Source organism: Burkholderia sp. BCC0097, from assembly GCF_902832985.1.
GTDB lineage: Bacteria > Pseudomonadota > Gammaproteobacteria > Burkholderiales > Burkholderiaceae > Burkholderia > Burkholderia orbicola.
In genome coordinates, this window is the sequence record NZ_CADFDM010000016.1 from 19,317 (window position 1) to 35,895 (window position 16,579).

Below are 16,579 nucleotides of genomic sequence, written 5' to 3' on the forward strand. Positions count from 1 at the left end.
TTTGCCATGCGCCTTCCTCATCCGCTTCCGTTCGCTCGCCGCATCGTCGCGCTCGGCGCCGCCGCGGCACTGACCGCCTGCTCGACGCTGCCGCCCTATTCGCCACCCGCCGTCGCGGTGCCCGCGCACTACGCGGGCGCACCGGTTGCACCGGCCGCACAGGCCGGCTGGCGCGCCGCGATGCCCGCCGACGCCGCCGCGCGCGGCGCGTGGTGGACCGTGTTCGGCGACGCCGATCTGAACGCGCTCGAAGCGCGCGTCGACGTGTCGAACCAGACGGTGAAGAAAGCCGTCGCCGATCTGCAACAGGCCCGCGCGATGGTCGACTATCAGCACGCCGGGTTCCTGCCGACGATCACGGCAGGCGTCGCGCAAAGCCGTGCGCGCGTGTCGCAGAACCGGCTCGGCTCGTCGCTCGCCGGCAAGACGACGCCCGACTACCAGGCCGGCGTCGCCGCAAGCTGGGAGCCCGACGTGTTCGGCCGCGTGCGCGACGCTGTGACCGGCGCGCGGGCGAACGCCGCCGCGAGCGCGGCCGACCTGCAGGCCGTGAAGCTGTCGGTCACGGCCGAACTCGCGACCGACTATTTCGCGCTGCGCTCGCTCGACACGCAGAAGCAGTTGCTCGACGACACGGTGCACGCGTACGCCGATGCGCTGACGCTGCTCAAGCAGCAACTGGCGGCCGGTGCGATCGACGCGTCGGCGGTCGCGCAAGCCGAGACCCAGCTCGAATCGACGCGCACGCAGGACACCGACATCGATGCGTCGCGTGCGCAGTTGCAGCACGCGATCGCGACGCTCGTCGGCGAGAGCGCGTCGACGTTCGCGCTGCCGCCGCGCGTGCAGGCGTTCCACGTGCCAGCCATTCCGGCCGGCGTGCCGTCGCAACTGCTGGAGCGACGGCCCGACATCGCGGCGGCCGAGCGCCGTGTCGCGGCCGCGAACGCGCAGATCGGCGAGGCGCGGGCCGCGTTCTTCCCGGATCTCGTGCTGTCGGCGAGCGCCGGCCTCGAAAGTTCGTTCTTCGCGCCGTGGCTCGCCGCGCCGAGCCTGTTCTGGTCGCTCGGCCCGCAACTCGCCGGCACGCTGTTCGACGGCGGCCGCCGCAGCGCATCGCTGCGCGGCGCGCATGCGCAATACGACGGCGCGGTCGCCGACTACCGGCAAACCGTGCTCGTCGCGTTCCAGCAGGTCGAGGATCAGTTGTCCGCGCTCGATGCACTCGCGTCCGAAGCAGGCAGCCAGCAGCGCGCGACCGACGCGGCCGACCTGTCGCTGCGGCTGACGACGAATCGCTTCAACGCGGGCGCCGTCAGCTATCTGGACGTGGTGACCGCACAGACGATCGCGCTGACGAACCGGCGCACCGCCGATCAGATCGACGCGCGCCGGATCGAGGCCGAAGTCGGGTTGCTGAAGGCGTTGGGCGGCGGCTGGCAGGCGAGCGCGAGCGCTGGCGCGGAATCGAACACCGGTGCGAAGGAACCCGCGGCCGCCGTGCGGCCCGAACCCGCCGTCACGCAGCCGGCGGCCGGTTGAACGTGAGCACGAAGCGCGTGCCGCGCGCATCGCTTTCGACTTGCGCGGTGCCGCCGTGCAGCTCCATCACCGAGCGCACGATCGCGAGGCCGAGCCCGGCCGTGCCGCCCGGCGCACCGCCGCTGCGCGCGGGGTCGCCGCGCACGAAGCGGTCGAAGATCCGCGGCAGCAATGCAGGATCGATCGGCTCGCCCGGATTCTCGACGACGACGCGTACCGCATCCGGCGTTTCATCGACGGCGAGCGTGATGACACCGCCGGCCGGCGTGTAACGTAGCGCGTTCGCGAGCAGGTTGCCGACCGCGCGACGAAACAGCTCGACATCGGCAGTCAGTTGCCCGTGCCCGTCCACGCGCAATGTCGAGCCCGCTTCGTCGGCGAGCCCTTCGAAATACTCCGCGATGCGCTCGAGTTCTTCGCGCACGTCGAACGCGCGCTGCCGCGTGACGAAGCTCGGATGCTCGGCGCGCGCGAGAAACAGCACGTTCTCGATCATCCGCGCGAGACGGTCGTATTCCTCGAGATTCGATTCGAGCAGCGTCTGGTACTCGTCGACCGACCGCGGCCGCGCGAGCGCGACTTCGGTGGCGCCGCGCATGTTGTTCAGCGGCGTGCGCAGGTCGTGAGCGAGATCGGCGCTGAATTGCGACAGATGCGCGAACGCCTGCTGCAGGCGCCCGAGCATCGCGTTCTGCGCATCGACGAGCGCGCGCAGCTCGGGCGGCGCGCGCGACGCGTCGAGCCGCGTGTCGAGCTTGTCGACCGTGATCCGGCCGGTGTCGTCGACGATCTCGCGCAGCGGCGCGAGCGCCTTGCGGATCAGCCCGTAGCCGAGCAGCAGCGCGAACAGCGCGCCGAGCCCGCCGGCGAGCTTGAGCCGGTCGCGGTAGCCGTCGAGCAGATCGGCCCGGTCGCGCATGTTGCGCGCGATCGCGATGCGGATCGGCGTGCGGTCGCCGAGCGCGGCCTCGATCACGACGCCGCGCATCGGCGTGCCGCCGTCGGCGGTCCACGTGACGAGGCGATCGGCCGTGATCCGGTCGTTCGCGGGAACCGGCACCGCGTGCGGCGTGAACAGTTGCGCGTCGGCCAGCGGCGTCGAGGCGGCCGCCGGCGCATCGTCGAGCGCGGCGAGCCGGACGTTGTGGCGCGCGAGCACGTCGCCCCCCGCATCGACGACGGCCATCGACAGCGCCTCGTTGCCCAGCACCTGGCTCGTCAGCCGCTCCGCGTGCGCCCGCGCCGCATCGAGCGACTCGAGTTCGCCCGCGAGCCGGCGCGTGTGGCGCGCGGCCAGCACGATGTCGAGATCGTCCTGCGTGTTCACCTGCCGCTCGAGCCCCGCATACACATACGCGCCGACGAGCGCGAACGCGGCCAGCGTGGTCGCGGCGAACGCGAGCGCGAGCGTCGCGGCCAGCGAGCGCGGGCGCGTCATGCGTCGTCCTTCGGTTCGAGCACGTAGCCGACGCCGCGCACGGTATGGATCAGCTTGACCGGAAACGCGTCGTCGATCTTCGCGCGCAGGCGCCGGATCGCGACCTCGACGACGTTGGTGTCGCTGTCGAAATTCATGTCCCACACGTACGACGCGATCTGCGTGCGGCTCAGCACCTCGCCCTGCCGGCGCGCGAGCAGTTGCAGCAGCGAGAATTCGCGCGGCGTGAGGTCGATCCGCGTGGCGCCGCGCTTCACGCGGCGGCGCACCACGTCGATTTCCAGATCGCCGACCGCCAGATGTTCGGTCTCGCGCGGCGGCCCGCGACGCGCGAGCGTGCGGATGCGGGCGAGCAGCTCGACGAACGCGAACGGCTTCACGAGATAGTCGTCGGCGCCGAGTTCGAGGCCGTGCACGCGGTCCTGCACGTCGTCGCGCGCGGTCAGGAACAGCACCGGCGTCGTGTGCGTGTCGCGCAGCCGCTTGAGCACGGCCCAGCCATCGAGCACGGGCAGCATCACGTCGAGCACGATCACGTCGTAACGCTCTTCCTGCGCGAGCGTCAGCCCTTCGCCGCCGTCCTTCGCGAGATCGACGCTGAAACCCGATTCCTCGAGCCCCTTCTTCAGGTACGCGCCCGTCTTCGGTTCGTCTTCGACTATCAGGATGCGCATGGCCGGCTCCGTCGCGTTCGTGGGGACATCCGGCGATGTTACCGGGAAACGGCGACGCGGCACCCCTGCGTGCAAGCGCGAATGGCGTAGATGACAAAACCGTAATCAGCCGGTCAGCCTGGCGTGCGGTTGCGGAGCCAGGCGGCGAATTCCCGTCCCGTCCGGCCTGTGCGCGCAGTCCTGACGAGCAGCCGGCGGCGCAATCGCCATGTGACCTTTCATGCGTCGGAAATTGCCATTGGCCAACACGACGAAGGAGTGAGGGCTGCGGCCACGACATTCCAGAGGAGCAACCCCAAGCCCTCTCGAGTGCATTACTGGCATTTTCGGCCCGTCGCTCACGCCACCTGGCCATGAGGCCGCACACCCTGTCCTCATGCGACGGCCCCCGACCCCGAAGTGACCCTCCTAACATCACAGGATTGCATTTTCACATTTAATGTGATTTTATTATCACCTGTCGCGACCCGCCGCCGCCCACGTGCGCGCGTCGCCCACATACCAAGGAAGAGACGCAGATGGAGACAATCGCCGTCATCGGCAGCAACATGGTCGACCTCGTGACCTATGTCGCGCGCATGCCCGTCCGGGGCGAAACGCTGGAGGCCCCGAACTTCGAGCTCGGCTGCGGCGGCAAGGGCGCGAACCAGGCCGTCGCGGCCGCGCGCCTGGGCGCACGCGTCGTGATGGTCACGAAAGTCGGCGACGACGTCTTCGCCGACAACACGATCCACAACTTCGAGCGCGAAGGCATCGACACCACGCACGTGCGCAAGGTCGCCGGCGTGCCGAGCGGCGTCGCGCCGATCTTCGTCGAGCCCGATTCGAGCAACAGTATCCTGATCGTCAAGGGCGCGAACCGCCACCTGCAGCCGGCCGACATCGACGCAGCCGCGCCGATGCTCGCCGAATGCGCGCTGATCGTGCTGCAACTCGAGATCGAGCTCGACACCGTCTATCACGCGATCGAATTCGGCGCGCGGCACGGCATCCCGGTGCTGCTGAATCCCGCGCCGGCGGTCGCCGACCTCGATTTCGAACGCATCCGTTCCGTCGAATTCTTCGTGCCGAACGAAACCGAGCTCGCGATCGTGTCGGGCCTGCCGGTCGATTCGCGCGAGAGCGCGACCCGCGCCGCCGAAGCGCTGGTCGCACGCGGGCTCAAGCACGTGCTCGTCACGCTCGGCAGCAACGGTTCGTTGCTGGTGTCGCGCGACGGCGTGCATCACGTGCCGGGCGTCCCGGTCGACGCGCGGGACACGACGGGCGCCGGCGACGCGTATATCGGCTGCTTCGCGCGCTGCTATGCCGCGTCGCGCGATGCGGTCGATGCGATGCGCTATGCGTCCGCGTACGCCGCGCATTCGGTCACGGGCCTCGGCACGCAGAAGTCGTACGCCGACGCCGCGACGTTCGAACGCTTCCTGCGCGACGCCGGCTTCTGACCGGCGCCTTCATCGACGAGACATTGGGAAGGAGACACCCATGAGCCGAACCCGGATCGAACACGCCCCCGACGGCTATTACCTGAATCGCACGCCCCTCTTCGCGTTCACGCTGCTGTGCTGCCTGTTCGCGCTGTGGGGCACCGCGGCGAACCTGAACGACGTGCTGATCGCGCAGTTCAAGAAATCGTTCTTCCTGTCCGATTTCGAATCGGCATTCGTGCAGTCCGCGTTCTATCTCGGCTACTTCTTCCTCGCGATTCCGGCCGCGACCGTCGTGAAGAAGTTCAGCTACAAGACGACGATCCTCGTCGGCCTGCTGCTCTACACGACCGGCTGCCTGCTGTTCTTCCCGGCCGCGTCGATGGCGAAGTACGGGATGTTCCTCGTCGCGCTGTTCGTGATCGCCGCGGGCCTGTCGTTCCTCGAAACGGCGTCGAACTCGTATTCGACGCTGATGGGCCCGCGCGACACCAGCACGCGGCGGCTGAATATCTCGCAGACGTTCTATCCGTTCGGCGCGATGGCCGGCGTCTACATGGGCAGCTTCCTGATCTTCAAGGAAGGCGACGCGTCGCATGCGCAACTCGCGGCAATGTCGGCCGCCGACGCGCACACGCACCAGCTCGCGATGATCCAGGCCACACTCGAACCGTACAAGTGGCTGATCGTCGTGCTCGTCGCGGTGTTCATCGTGTTCGCGCTGACGCCCTATCCGGCGTGCAAGGGCAATGCGGCGAGTACCGTCACGCACCGGATCGACGCGCGCGGCACGCTCGCGCGCCTGTTCGGCAACCGGCGCTTCGTCGCCGGCGTGGTCGCGCAGTTCCTGTATGTCGGCGCGCAGGTCGGCGTGTGGAGCTTCACGATCCGGCTCGCGATGCAGATCGGCGACCTCACCGAGCGCGGCGCGTCGCGCTACCTGCTCGCGACCTTCTTCGCGTTCTTCGTCGGCAAGCTGGTCGCGACGCTCGTGATGAAGCGCGTCGGCCCGGCCAAGGTGCTGATCGTCTACGGCATCCTGTGCATCGCGCTGCTCGCATACACGATCAGCGTGCACAACATCACCGCCGTCTATGCGGCCGTGTGCGTGAGCATCTTCCTCGGCCCGTGCTGGCCGACGATCTACGGGCTGACGATCGACGGCCTCGGCAAGGACACCGAATACGGCGGCTCGATCCTCGTGATGAGCATTGTCGGCGGCGCGGTCGTGCCGCTGATCCAGGGGCTGATCTCCGATCACACCGGCGGCAACATGCAGCTCGCGTTCGCGGTGCCGCTGCTGTGCTTCGTCGTGATCGTGTACTACGGCTTCTACTGCCTGCGTCACCTGCCGGCGGCCACGCCCGACGCGGCGGCCGACAGCCATGCGTCCACGCGCTACGCCGCGACGCGCAACACGTCGGGAGCCTGACCATGCGCGGCGAGATCGAACTGCGACGCGACGACTTCCGCGAAGCGCCGCGCACGCTGTACCGCACCGACGGCCTCACCGTCACCGCGTTCGCCTATCCGTCCGGCGTCGAGGCGCTGAAGCTCGAGAACCGCCGCGGCCATCTCGTCGTGCTGCCGTATCTCGGCCAGATGATCTGGGCCGCCGAATTCGACGACCGCGACCTGACGATGAAGCACATGTTCCGGCAGCCGAGGCGCGCGACGTCGATCATCGATACCTACGGCTGCTTCATGTTCCACAGCGGGCTGCTGCGCAACGGCTGCCCGGGGCCGGACGACACGCACGCGCTGCACGGCGAGATGCCGTGCGCGCCGATGGACCGCGCGAGCCTCGTCGTCGGCACGGACGCGCGGGGCGCAACGGTCGAAGTGACCGGCGAATACGAATACGTGCAGGGCTTCGGCAGCCACTACGTCGCGCGTCCGTCGGTGCGGCTGGCGGAGCACGATGCGCGGATGACGATCGCGATGGAGGTGACGAACCTCGGCGGCACGCCGATGGACCTGATGTACATGGCCCACCTGAACTACGCGTACGTGCCGGGCGGCCGCTTCGTGCAGTCGCTGCCGCGCGGCGGCATGCGGCTGCGCGACAGCGTGCCCGCGCACGTGAAACCGACCGCCGCGTGGCGCGACTACACGGCCACGCTCGCGCGCGAACCGGCGCGGCTCGCGACGCTCGATGCGCCCGCGCTGTACGACCCGGAGATCGTGTTCTTCATGAACGACGTGGAAACGGATGCCGACGGCGTCGCGCATTTCCGGCTCGCCCATCCGGACGGCGGCGCGTTCCACACCGCGTACCGCCCCACGCAATTTCCGCATGCGACGCGCTGGGTCCTCTACAACGCGGATCAGCAGGTGGCCGCGTTCGCGCTGCCGTCGACCTGCGAGCCGGAGGGTTACGAAGCCGAACGCCGCAAGGGCCACGTGGCGGCACTGGCGCCGGGCGCATCGCGCTGCTTCGAAGTGGTCACCGGCTACCTCAGCGCGGCGGAAGCCCGCGATGCGTGATGTGATGAAAAGCGCGACGCAGCGCGCGCCGCACGCCCGCGCCGCATCAGGTCACGAGCGCGATCCCGTGCTCGCGGATCGCCGTTTCGTAGCGGCGGCTCAGTTGCCCGTCGGAGATCACGTAGTTGAAGTCGGTCAGTTCGGCGAAATAGGCCGCGCGCACTTCGTCGAATTTCGTGTGGTCGACCAGCAGAAAGCGGTTCTGCGCACGCGCCATCACCTTCTTCTTCGCATCGACTTCGTGGAAATTGAAGCACGTGACGCCGCAGCGTTCGCTCACGCCGGCCGCCGAGATGAACGCCTTCGACACGCGCACCGAGTCGAGAATGCCCGTTTCGGCGACCGATTCGAACACCATGTTCTGGCGGTGATACGCGCCGCCGCACAGGATCACGTTGCAATGCGGCTTTTGCTGCAGCTTCGCGAACACGTTCAGCGAATTGCAGACCGCCGTGAATTCGAGGTCGTCGGGGATGAAATCGACGATGAACGGCGTGGTCGACCCGCAGTCGACGAAGATCGTGTCGCCGGTCGTCACGAATTGCGCGGCCAGCTTGCCGATGCGGCGCTTTTCCTCGGTCTGCCGGTTGTTCTCGGCGCTGATCAGGTATTCGCCGATGTCGCTGCGCTGCGCGGCGAAATGGCGCGTCACGTAGCCTCCGATCAGGCTGAGGCCGTGCGGGTTGTCCGCGAGATCGCGGCGGATCGTCATTTCGGACACGCCGAACAGCTCGGCGACTTCCCTCAGATGAATCGCGTTCTGCCCTTGCAGCACGTTCATCAATGTCTTGATCCGCTCGCCCTTCTTTGTTTCCATGCCTGTATCCTGCGTGCCCGCCACGTGAGTCGCCCGTCGTGCCGGGCGCGCAGACCCGGCCGGAATGTCGTATTTGTAACAAACCGATGTGAAAACATCAACTTTCCGTGTGCCCTTTGCGCACACGATCCGTGGAGTCCTGACACATGCCGCTTTCCAACGCCCAACTCGCCCAAACCATCGATCACACGCTGCTCGCGCCCGACGCGAGCGACGCGCAGATCCGCGAACTCTGCCGCCAGGCGGCCGAGCATCGCTTTTACTCGGTCTGCGTGAATTCGGCGAACGTGCCGCTCGCCGCGCGCGAGCTGGCTGAAACCGGCGTGCTCGTCTGCGCCGTGGTCGGCTTTCCGCTCGGCGCGGGGCTGTCCGCCGCGAAGGCTTTCGAAGCCACCGCCGCGATCGCGGCGGGCGCGGGCGAGATCGACATGGTGATCAACCTCGGCGCGCTGAAAAGCGGCCGCGCCGACGACGTGAAGGCCGACATCGACGCCGTGCATCGCGCTTGCGGCTCGGTGCCGCTCAAGGTGATTCTCGAAACGGGGTTGCTGACCGACGACGAGAAGGTGCGCGTGTGCGAGATGTGCCGCGATCTCGGCGTCGCGTTCGTGAAGACGTCGACCGGCTTCGGCCATGGCGGCGCGACGCTCGCCGATGTCGCGCTGATGCGCCGCACGGTCGGGCCGACGCTCGGCGTGAAGGCGTCGGGCGGCGTGCGCGACCGCGCGGCCGCGCTCGCGATGCTCGAAGCCGGCGCGACGCGGCTCGGCACGAGCTCGGGGGTGGCGATCGTGACCGATCAGGGCGGCGGCGCGTCGGGGTACTGACGCGCGAACGGCCGGCCTTCGCACGCATGCCCCGCGCGTCAAGACCGGCCGTCGACATGGCTCGCACGCGCCGCACCGTGCGGCGTCGCCCGGCGGATGCGAAAAAATCGTACGGGTTGCCGCGGTCGGCAACCAACGTAAGGTATCGAACAGAAGCGCCGCGCGCGAAAATACGAAAATCGAAAAACCAGCGGCCATCCGCATCGCTTCGCGATCCGTGAACTCATCGTCAAGGCGCCAATGCAAGCCAATCTTCGATCCCGGTTCCATCACGACGGCTTTGCGGTTATCGACCGGCTGATCGACCCATCGGAGATCGAAGACTTGCGCAAAATCGGCCATCGTCTGCTCGGCAGCCGCACGGGCTACGCCGAGGGCCTGATGTTCGATTTCTATCCCGAGACGAACGGGCGCGATGCCGGGCCTCAACTGCTCCAGCTCCACTGGGCCTCCTATTTCGAGCGTCGGCTATCGGCACTCCGTATCCGTCGCGCCGCGTTCGAGATCGCCCAGGCGCTGCTCGGCCCGGAGGTTCGTTTTGCCGGTGACAGTTTTTTCCTGAAGCAGTCGCGTACGGGCACCGTGACGCCGTGGCACCAGGACGACGCGTTTACCGACGCGCGTATCGAGCATCGCGAAGTCAACTTCTGGATTCCGCTGCAAGCCGTCTCGGTCGACAACGGATGCATGCAGTTCATCCCCGGATCTCATCTGTACGACGTCCTTCCGCATGGTCCGCTCGGGGGTGACGTGACCGCACATGGGCTCGAGTGTGTCGACGGATTCGATCCGGCGCACGCCGTGGCATGTCCGTTGATGCCGGGAGACTGCACCGTGCATGCGGGGCGCACGCTGCATGCCGCGGGGGCGAACCTCTCGGATCAGCCGCGGTACGCGTATGCGCTCAATTTCCGGTTACCGCGACGGCGCTCGAGCGTGGCGACGAACTTCCCCTGGCACAACACGTGGCGGCCCTCGCGCATCGAGCGCGCCCGGGCGTCCCGGAGCCTGCGGGGGTACTGGCCGTACCTTCGACGCGAACTGTACACGTTCGATTTCCGCAATCCGTTCGAGTGGCGACTCGCGGGCGGGAGGATCGCGCGTTGGCTGAACGTGCCGCGACGACAGATGCGCGAACCCGGGCCGGAATGAATCGTGGCGAGGTCCGCCGCACGAGCGGCACCATGCGGCGGCCCCCGGCAAATGCACGCGGTTCGGCCAAAGACCTCGCCTCTTCCGCGCACGCGGCAACCCCGGCACAATGCCGACCATGCGCTACGACAACGCCTTCGTCTATCCGTCCACCGGCCTCGCCGGCCGGCTCGCCAACCGGATCGTCGCGAGCGGCCCGCTGCTGCGCGCACGCCGCGCGCTGCTGTCGCGGCTGCCGTTCCTGCAGCTCGCGAGCGACGTCGAACAGGTCGTGTATTGCACGTGGATCGTCGATGTCGCGGCCGTCGCGCACCTCGTGCCGCGTGGCGTCACGCTCGCGAGCCGCGGCGGCCGCACGCCGTTCACGACGCTCACCTACCGGCACCGGCACTTCGGCCCGCGTCTCGCCGGCCCGCTGCGGCGCGTGTTTCCATCGCCGCTGCAGAGCAACTGGCGGCTCTACGTCGACACGCTGCCGCACGGCGCGCCGGCCGAGCGCACCGTGCTGTTCGTGAAGAACGTGTTCGACCATCCGCTTTATGCACTCGGCAGCCGGCTGTTCAGCGACGCACTGCCGTCGCATCTCGCACGGCCCTTCACGCACGCGGCGCGCGATGGCCGCTACGACACGCGGCTGGCGGGCAGCGGCGGCAGCGCGCCCGACTTCCGCTGCACGGCCGAGGCGTCACACGACCGGACGCTGCCCGACGCCTTCGCCCCGTTCTTCGACGACTGGCGCGCGGCCGTCGCCGCGCTGTCGCTGCAGCACGCGGCCGTCGCCCATGTGGAAGACTGCGATCGTCTTGCCCATGCGTCGATCGACCTGCCGATCGACGTGGACGCGGTCCGACCGCTGAAGACGGTCGGACCCACCGGCGGCGGCGACTTCCTCGCCCGCATCGGCGCGACCGGCGAACCGCTGTGCTTCGTCGTGCCGGACGTCGCGTTCCGCGTGCTGTCCGAGCGGCTGCTGTAGCGCGCGGCTCAGGCAGCCGGGCGCACGGGCGCGCCCTCGCCGCTTTCGTCCGCGAGCCGTCCCGCGTAATCGCGCGCGAATTGCACAGCGATACGGCCCGAGCGCGCGCCGCGTTCGAGCGCCCACTGCAGCGCGGGCTCGCGCGCCGCACGAATCCGCGCGTCATCGAAACCGGCCGCGCCGAGACGGCTCTCGACGACGGCGAGGTACTCGTCCTGCGTGAAGCCGTAGAACGTGACCCAGATCCCAAAGCGCTCCGACAGCGAAATCCGCTCCTCGACCGCGTCGCCCGGGTGCAGCTCGCCGTTCTCCGCGCGCGTCACGTTCGCGTTGTCGCTCGCCTGCTCGGGCATCAGATGGCGTCGATTCGACGTCGCGTACACCAGCACGTTCGACAGGTCGCTCGCGACCGAGCCGTCGAGCACCGTCTTGAGCCCCTTGTAACCGGTCTCGCCGGCCTCGAACGACAGGTCGTCGCAAAACACCAGGTAGCGCTCGGGCCGCGCGCGCACCAGCTCGACGATCGCCGGCAGATCGTTCAACCCTTCCTTGCTGACCTCGATCAGCCGCAAGCCGTGCGCCGCGAACGCATGCAGGCACGCCTTCACGATCGACGACTTGCCGGTGCCGCGCGCGCCGGTCAGCAACACGTGATTGGCCGCGAACCCCTGCACGAACTGCCGCGTGTTCCGCTCGACGATCGCCGCCTGGCGGCCGACGTTGCGCAGCGCGTCGAACGCGACGAGCGCGGGCGCGGCGATCGGTTCGAGCGGCGCCGTTTGATGGCCCGCGCCGAAACCGCGCCAGCGAAACGCGATGGCCGCATCGAAATCGACGGCCGCCGGTGGCCGGGTGCCCACGAGCGCCTCGAGCGCGGTCGCGATCCGCTCGAGCTGACGCGCGAGCGCCGGCGCGGCGACGGATGCCCGTCCGTCCGGCAGCGCGGCCATCAGGTCCTGCATGTCGGGATGGGCGCTCATTGACGGACTCCTTGCGCCCCACCGGCCTGAAACGGAAAGCGCTGCGCGATCGCGACGCCGAGCAGCGCGACGCTGCCGCCGATCAGGTGATACGGCCGCAGCGATTCGCCGAGCAGCACGATCGCGCCGGCGGCCGTCATCACGGGCAGCAGGTTCATGAACATCGCGCAACGGCTCGGGCCGAGCAGCCGCACGCCCCGCATCCACAGATACGGGAGCACCACCGACGCCAGCACGCCGGCGTAGAGGATCAGCGGCATGCTCGCGCGCGTCGGCCACGCGGCCTGCGCGGGCAAGCGCAACAACATCGGCACCATGAATACGAGCGCGGCCAGCGCCTGCACGTAGGTCGACTGCCAGGCCGGCAGCGCGCCGATGCGCCAGCGCTTGAGCAGGACGCCGTACAGCGCGTACGCGGCCGATGCGGCCAGCATCAGCAGGTCGCCGAGATGCACGCCGCGCGCGGCGATCGCCGTCGGGTGACCTTCGGCGATCAGGTAAACGACGCCCGCGAGCGACAGCACCCCGCCGCCGATCATGCCGGCGCCGGGCGGATCGCCGAGCAGCAGCGAGCTCAGCAGCATCGTCATCAGCGGTACGAGCGCGGTGATGATCGCCATGTTGGTCGCGCTGGTCGTCTTCGCGGCCTCGTAGGACAGGCTCCGGAACAGCGCCATCGCGAGAAAGCCGAGCATCGCGAGCTTCGGCAGGTGCGCGACGAGCACCGCGCGATTGCGCCACGCGGGGCGCAGCGTGAAGACGCTCATCAGCGCCACCGCAAGCAGCAACCGGTAGAACGTGATGGCCGACGGGTCGATCGTCGAGGCGGACAGCTTCGACACGACGATGTTGCCGGCCCACAGCGCGATCGCGCAGAAGGGGAGCAGAAAAGGAGACTTGTTCATCGCGTTTGACGGATTAATATCGTGACAGGGAGGCTGGCGTGAATCGGAACGCCATCGTGCCCGCCCGCCCACTGCCTGTCTCACGCCAAAATGTCACGACTTGTCGCCAATCGGACACGCGAGTCCACCCCGCCGTTTGCGCACCTGCGCTACGAATCGACGCCGATGCCCGTGTCGGCGATGGCGGCCACGTACGTGCACGGCACGTCGATCGCGCCGCACCGCCATCGACGCGCGCAATTGCTCTACGCGATCGAGGGCGTGATGCACGTGGAATCGGAAGGCGCGTCGTGGGTCGTGCCGCCGACGCGCGGCGTCTGGCTCGAAGCCGGCCTCGACCATACGGTGCAGATGAGCGGCGACGTGCAGATGCGTACCGTGTTCGTCGAACCGGGCGCGGTCGAGCACCTGCCCGCGCGCAGTTGCGTCGTCGAAGTGCATCCGCTGCTGCGCGAGCTGATTCTCGCCGCGGTCGACGTGCCGCTCGATTACGCGCCGGGCTCGCGCCACGATCACCTGATGCACCTGCTGCTTGCCGAAGTGACCGTCGCGCCGCTGTTGCCGCTGTACCTGCCGTGGCCGCACGATGCGCGCCTGCGAACGATCTGCGACACGCTGGTCGCCACGCCCGACGACCTGCGCACGATCGCCGAGTGGGCCGACCTGCTCGGCCTGTCGGTCCGCACGCTGCATCGCGCGTTCCGGCGCGAGACGGGGCTCAGCTTCCGCCGCTGGCGCGAGCAGGCGCGGCTGCTGCTCGCGCTCAAGCGTCTGGCGCACGGCGAGAAAGTGCTGACCGTGGCGATGGATCACGGCTACAGCAGCCAGAGTGCGTTCTCCGCGATGTTCAAGCGGCACTTCGGGATGTCGCCGTCGGCTTTTTACGCGTAACGGCCGCGCTGTCGCTACCGCTACCGCTACCGCTAGCGCGCCGCGATTGCCGCGATGAAGCATGCGCATGCGGCGGCCGACGCCACCGTGCGCACGTGATTCCATCTCGTCCAGTCGTGCAGGTAGCGCGTCCACAGCGCCGCGCCTTGCGCCGTGGCCGGATCGGCTGCGGCAAGCGCATCGTTGAGCGGCACGTTGACGGCCATCGTCACCGCGAACATGCCGAACCCGTAGAGCACGCCGCCGGCGAGCGCCGTCATCGCGCCCGGCGAGTCGCGATCGAACAGCGCGATCACGACGAGCGCGAGCGCCATCAGCGTCGTGCCGAGGAACAGCGGCATGAATGGCGAACGCACGATGTCGACGTTGATCGCGTTCATCGCGGCCGCGCCGGCCTGCGGCGCGAGCCGTCCGAGCGACGTCATCACGAACGTCGAGAACGCGAAGTACACGCCGGCCATCAGCCCGCAGCCAATGGCGGAACCCCACAGCAACGCTGAAGTCACGAACGCGATCATGGTCAGGCGCGCCATACGCCGGTCGCGTCCACCGCGCCTTCGACGGCCAGATCGGGCGGGTAGGTCACATAGGCGGTCGACACACCGTCGAGCGCGGCGGGGCAGATCTCGGGCGCCGTCCAGTCGAAGCGAACAGCCGATGTGCGCGACACCGGCCGCGTCGCGAGGCCGCGTGCGCGCAGCCGGGCATCGACGCGGGCGCCCGTCTTGCCCGAACCGCCGACGATGAGGATGGGAAGTGCGGACATGTGCGTCTCCTTTTTTAAAAACGCGAGAATTTCTCGTGTTTAAAAACACGATAGACTCTCGCCTTAGCAACGTCAAGTTTTTCGGGAGGCGGCATGGGCCGACAAAAATCGGGGCAGAACGACGAGCCCGACGCGGCGGCGGACGCGCCGGCGCGCGCGCGGCTGGTACCGACACAGCAGCGCAGCCGCGAGCGGTTCGAGCGCATCCTGGCGTGCGCGTCGGACGTGATGATCGAGAAAGGCTGCGACGCGCTCCGGATGAGCGACATCGTCGAACGCACGGGCATCTCGTTCGGTTCGCTGTACCAGTACTTTCCGGACAAGGCGGCCGTGATCGGGACGCTCGCGGAGCGCTACAACGCAGTCGGGCACGATTGCGTGCGGCGCGACCTCGCGGGAATGAAGACCATCGACGACCTGCACGCCACGCTCGCGCGCATCACCGACAGCTACTACCGGATGTTCGTCGACGAGCCGCTGATGCGCGACATCTGGCGCGCGACGCAGGCCGATCACGCGCTGCAGGCGCTGGACCGCGCGGATGGAGAATTCCTGGCCGGCCTGTTCGCGAATGCGTTGGCGGAAGTCGCGCCCGACACGACCCGCGCGCAGCGCAGCGCATTCGCCGAGTTGATGATGATCCAGATCGCGGCGGCAGTGCGCCACGCGATCACGCTGCCGCCGAAGGCGGCGCGGCAGTTGCTCACGATGTTCAAGCGCATGCTGCCGCGCGATTTGTCGGTACTCGACGCGTAATCGCGCCATGCGTGCCGCACAATGCAAGCGGCCGCCCGAAGGCGGCCGCGCGAAGTGGGATGAAGTGCCGCTTACTTGCTGTAGTCGTACACCCCACGCCCGGTCTTGCGCCCGAGCCGCCCCGCCGACACCATCTCGCGCAGCAGCGGGCACGCACGATACTTCGGATCGCCGAAGTCCTTCACGAACACGTCCATCACCGCGAGGCACACGTCGAGGCCCACGAGGTCGGCCAGCGCGAGCGGCCCGATCGGGTGGTTCGCGCCGAGCTTCATCCCCGCGTCGATCTCCTCGGCCGACGCGATGCCTTCGGCCAGCACGAAGAACGCTTCGTTGATCATCGGCACCAGGATCCGGTTCACGACGAAGCCCGGCGAATTGCGCACGCCGATCGGCGACTTGTCGAAACGCTCGGTCAGCGCGCGCACGGCCGACGCGGTCGCGTCGCTCGTCTGCAGCCCGCGGATGATCTCGACGAGCGGCATCAGCGGCACCGGGTTGAAGAAGTGCATGCCGAGAAAACGCGACGGATCGGCGAGCGGCGCCGCGAGCGCGGTGATCGAGATCGACGACGTGTTGGTCGCGATGATCGCGTCCGGGCGCGCGACGGCCTCGATCTGCTTCAGGATGCGGCCCTTCAGCTCGACGTTCTCGGTCGCGGCTTCGATCACGATGTCGACGGTGGCGAGCTTCGCGTAGTCGGTCGACGTCGTGATGCGCGCGAGCGCCGCATCGCGGGCGGCCGCGTCGAGCTTGTCCTTCGACACGAGCCGCTCGAGGCTGCCCTTCAACGTCGCGAGGCCCTTGTCGAGCGCGGCGTCGCTGACGTCGATCATCACGACGTTCAGTCCTGCAACGGCGGCGGTTTGCGCAATGCCGTTACCCATGGTTCCGGCGCCCACGACGCCGACGGTTTCGATGGCCATGACGATTCCTGTGTA

Annotated in this window: 17 protein-coding genes; 9 read left to right on the plus strand and 8 right to left on the minus strand. The window is 68.3% G+C overall.

All coding sequences use genetic code 11. From position 1 onward, the window contains the following. Window positions 1-6: 6 nt before the first annotated feature. Complete coding sequence (locus tag HWX07_RS35055) at window positions 7-1,542, plus strand: efflux transporter outer membrane subunit (RefSeq protein WP_175879319.1); 1,536 nt, start codon at window positions 7-9, stop codon at window positions 1,540-1,542. On the opposite strand, the gene HWX07_RS35060 is transcribed toward HWX07_RS35055, so the two are convergent. After that, window positions 1,520-2,980: a heavy metal sensor histidine kinase gene (locus HWX07_RS35060; protein ID WP_175879320.1), complete on the minus strand. Its 1,461-nt coding sequence runs from the start codon at window positions 2,978-2,980 to the stop codon at window positions 1,520-1,522. The genes HWX07_RS35055 and HWX07_RS35060 overlap by 23 nt on opposite strands. Further along, window positions 2,977-3,654 carry a heavy metal response regulator transcription factor gene (locus HWX07_RS35065; RefSeq protein WP_011545700.1) on the minus strand — a complete coding sequence of 226 codons (678 nt, stop codon included), beginning with the start codon at window positions 3,652-3,654 and terminating at the stop codon, window positions 2,977-2,979. Before HWX07_RS35065 ends, HWX07_RS35060 begins: the two co-directional genes overlap by 4 nt. A 518-nt stretch (window positions 3,655-4,172) precedes the next feature. Here HWX07_RS35065 and rbsK point away from each other — a divergent pair. Genes rbsK through HWX07_RS35080 form a run of 3 tightly spaced genes read left to right on the plus strand, consistent with a single transcriptional unit; the run spans window position 4,173 to window position 7,568 of the window. After that, window positions 4,173-5,099, plus strand: a complete 927-nt coding sequence (gene rbsK / locus HWX07_RS35070; protein WP_175879321.1) for a ribokinase — start codon at window positions 4,173-4,175, stop codon at window positions 5,097-5,099. A 40-nt stretch (window positions 5,100-5,139) separates the two neighbouring features. After that, entirely contained in the window at window positions 5,140-6,513 is a 1,374-nt protein-coding gene (fucP, locus tag HWX07_RS35075) for an L-fucose:H+ symporter permease (RefSeq protein WP_175879322.1), read from the plus strand. Between the two features lie 2 nt (window positions 6,514-6,515). After that, on the plus strand, window positions 6,516-7,568 hold the full coding sequence (locus HWX07_RS35080; protein WP_175879323.1) for an aldose 1-epimerase family protein: 1,053 nt from the start codon (window positions 6,516-6,518) through the stop codon (window positions 7,566-7,568). A gap of 46 nt (window positions 7,569-7,614) precedes the next feature. Here the strand turns inward: HWX07_RS35080 and deoR are convergent, their stop codons facing one another. Continuing rightward, on the minus strand, window positions 7,615-8,385 hold the full coding sequence (deoR, locus tag HWX07_RS35085) for a DNA-binding transcriptional repressor DeoR (RefSeq protein ID WP_012337409.1): 771 nt from the start codon (window positions 8,383-8,385) through the stop codon (window positions 7,615-7,617). Window positions 8,386-8,531: 146 nt separating this feature from the next. Between deoR and deoC the strand changes: the two genes are divergently transcribed. The 3 genes from deoC to HWX07_RS35100 all read left to right on the plus strand — a co-directional run bounded on the left by deoC (window position 8,532) and on the right by HWX07_RS35100 (window position 11,340). Beyond that, a complete protein-coding gene (gene deoC / locus HWX07_RS35090; RefSeq protein WP_175879324.1) occupies window positions 8,532-9,212 on the plus strand; it encodes a deoxyribose-phosphate aldolase in 681 nt (226 codons plus the stop codon). 240 nt (window positions 9,213-9,452) lie between these two features. Continuing rightward, entirely contained in the window at window positions 9,453-10,364 is a 912-nt protein-coding gene (locus tag HWX07_RS35095) for a phytanoyl-CoA dioxygenase family protein (RefSeq protein WP_175879325.1), read from the plus strand. Window positions 10,365-10,473: 109 nt separating this feature from the next. Next, complete coding sequence (locus HWX07_RS35100; protein WP_175879326.1) at window positions 10,474-11,340, plus strand: DUF2071 domain-containing protein; 867 nt, start codon at window positions 10,474-10,476, stop codon at window positions 11,338-11,340. 8 nt (window positions 11,341-11,348) lie between these two features. Here the strand turns inward: HWX07_RS35100 and HWX07_RS35105 are convergent, their stop codons facing one another. Together HWX07_RS35105 and HWX07_RS35110 are read right to left on the minus strand one after the other, a co-directional pair. Beyond that, window positions 11,349-12,320 carry an ATP-binding protein gene (locus tag HWX07_RS35105; protein WP_175879327.1) on the minus strand — a complete coding sequence of 324 codons (972 nt, stop codon included), beginning with the start codon at window positions 12,318-12,320 and terminating at the stop codon, window positions 11,349-11,351. Next, entirely contained in the window at window positions 12,317-13,225 is a 909-nt protein-coding gene (locus HWX07_RS35110; protein WP_175879328.1) for a DMT family transporter, read from the minus strand. Before HWX07_RS35110 ends, HWX07_RS35105 begins: the two co-directional genes overlap by 4 nt. A gap of 90 nt (window positions 13,226-13,315) precedes the next feature. On the opposite strand from HWX07_RS35110, the gene HWX07_RS35115 reads away from it, so the two are divergent. Then, window positions 13,316-14,116, plus strand: a complete 801-nt coding sequence (locus HWX07_RS35115; RefSeq protein WP_006489734.1) for a helix-turn-helix transcriptional regulator — start codon at window positions 13,316-13,318, stop codon at window positions 14,114-14,116. Between the two features lie 32 nt (window positions 14,117-14,148). Here the strand turns inward: HWX07_RS35115 and HWX07_RS35120 are convergent, their stop codons facing one another. Beyond that, the gene (locus HWX07_RS35120; protein WP_012337249.1) at window positions 14,149-14,634 is read right to left on the minus strand and encodes an anthrone oxygenase family protein; all 486 of its coding nucleotides are present in this window, start codon (window positions 14,632-14,634) and stop codon (window positions 14,149-14,151) included. A 2-nt stretch (window positions 14,635-14,636) separates the two neighbouring features. Continuing rightward, entirely contained in the window at window positions 14,637-14,882 is a 246-nt protein-coding gene (locus HWX07_RS35125) for a hypothetical protein (protein WP_244130067.1), read from the minus strand. 93 nt (window positions 14,883-14,975) lie between these two features. Between HWX07_RS35125 and HWX07_RS35130 the strand changes: the two genes are divergently transcribed. Then, window positions 14,976-15,638: a TetR/AcrR family transcriptional regulator gene (locus HWX07_RS35130; protein WP_175879329.1), complete on the plus strand. Its 663-nt coding sequence runs from the start codon at window positions 14,976-14,978 to the stop codon at window positions 15,636-15,638. Between the two features lie 71 nt (window positions 15,639-15,709). Here the strand turns inward: HWX07_RS35130 and HWX07_RS35135 are convergent, their stop codons facing one another. Next, the gene (locus HWX07_RS35135) at window positions 15,710-16,564 is read right to left on the minus strand and encodes a 3-hydroxybutyryl-CoA dehydrogenase (protein ID WP_175879330.1); all 855 of its coding nucleotides are present in this window, start codon (window positions 16,562-16,564) and stop codon (window positions 15,710-15,712) included. Window positions 16,565-16,579 lie beyond the last annotated feature (15 nt).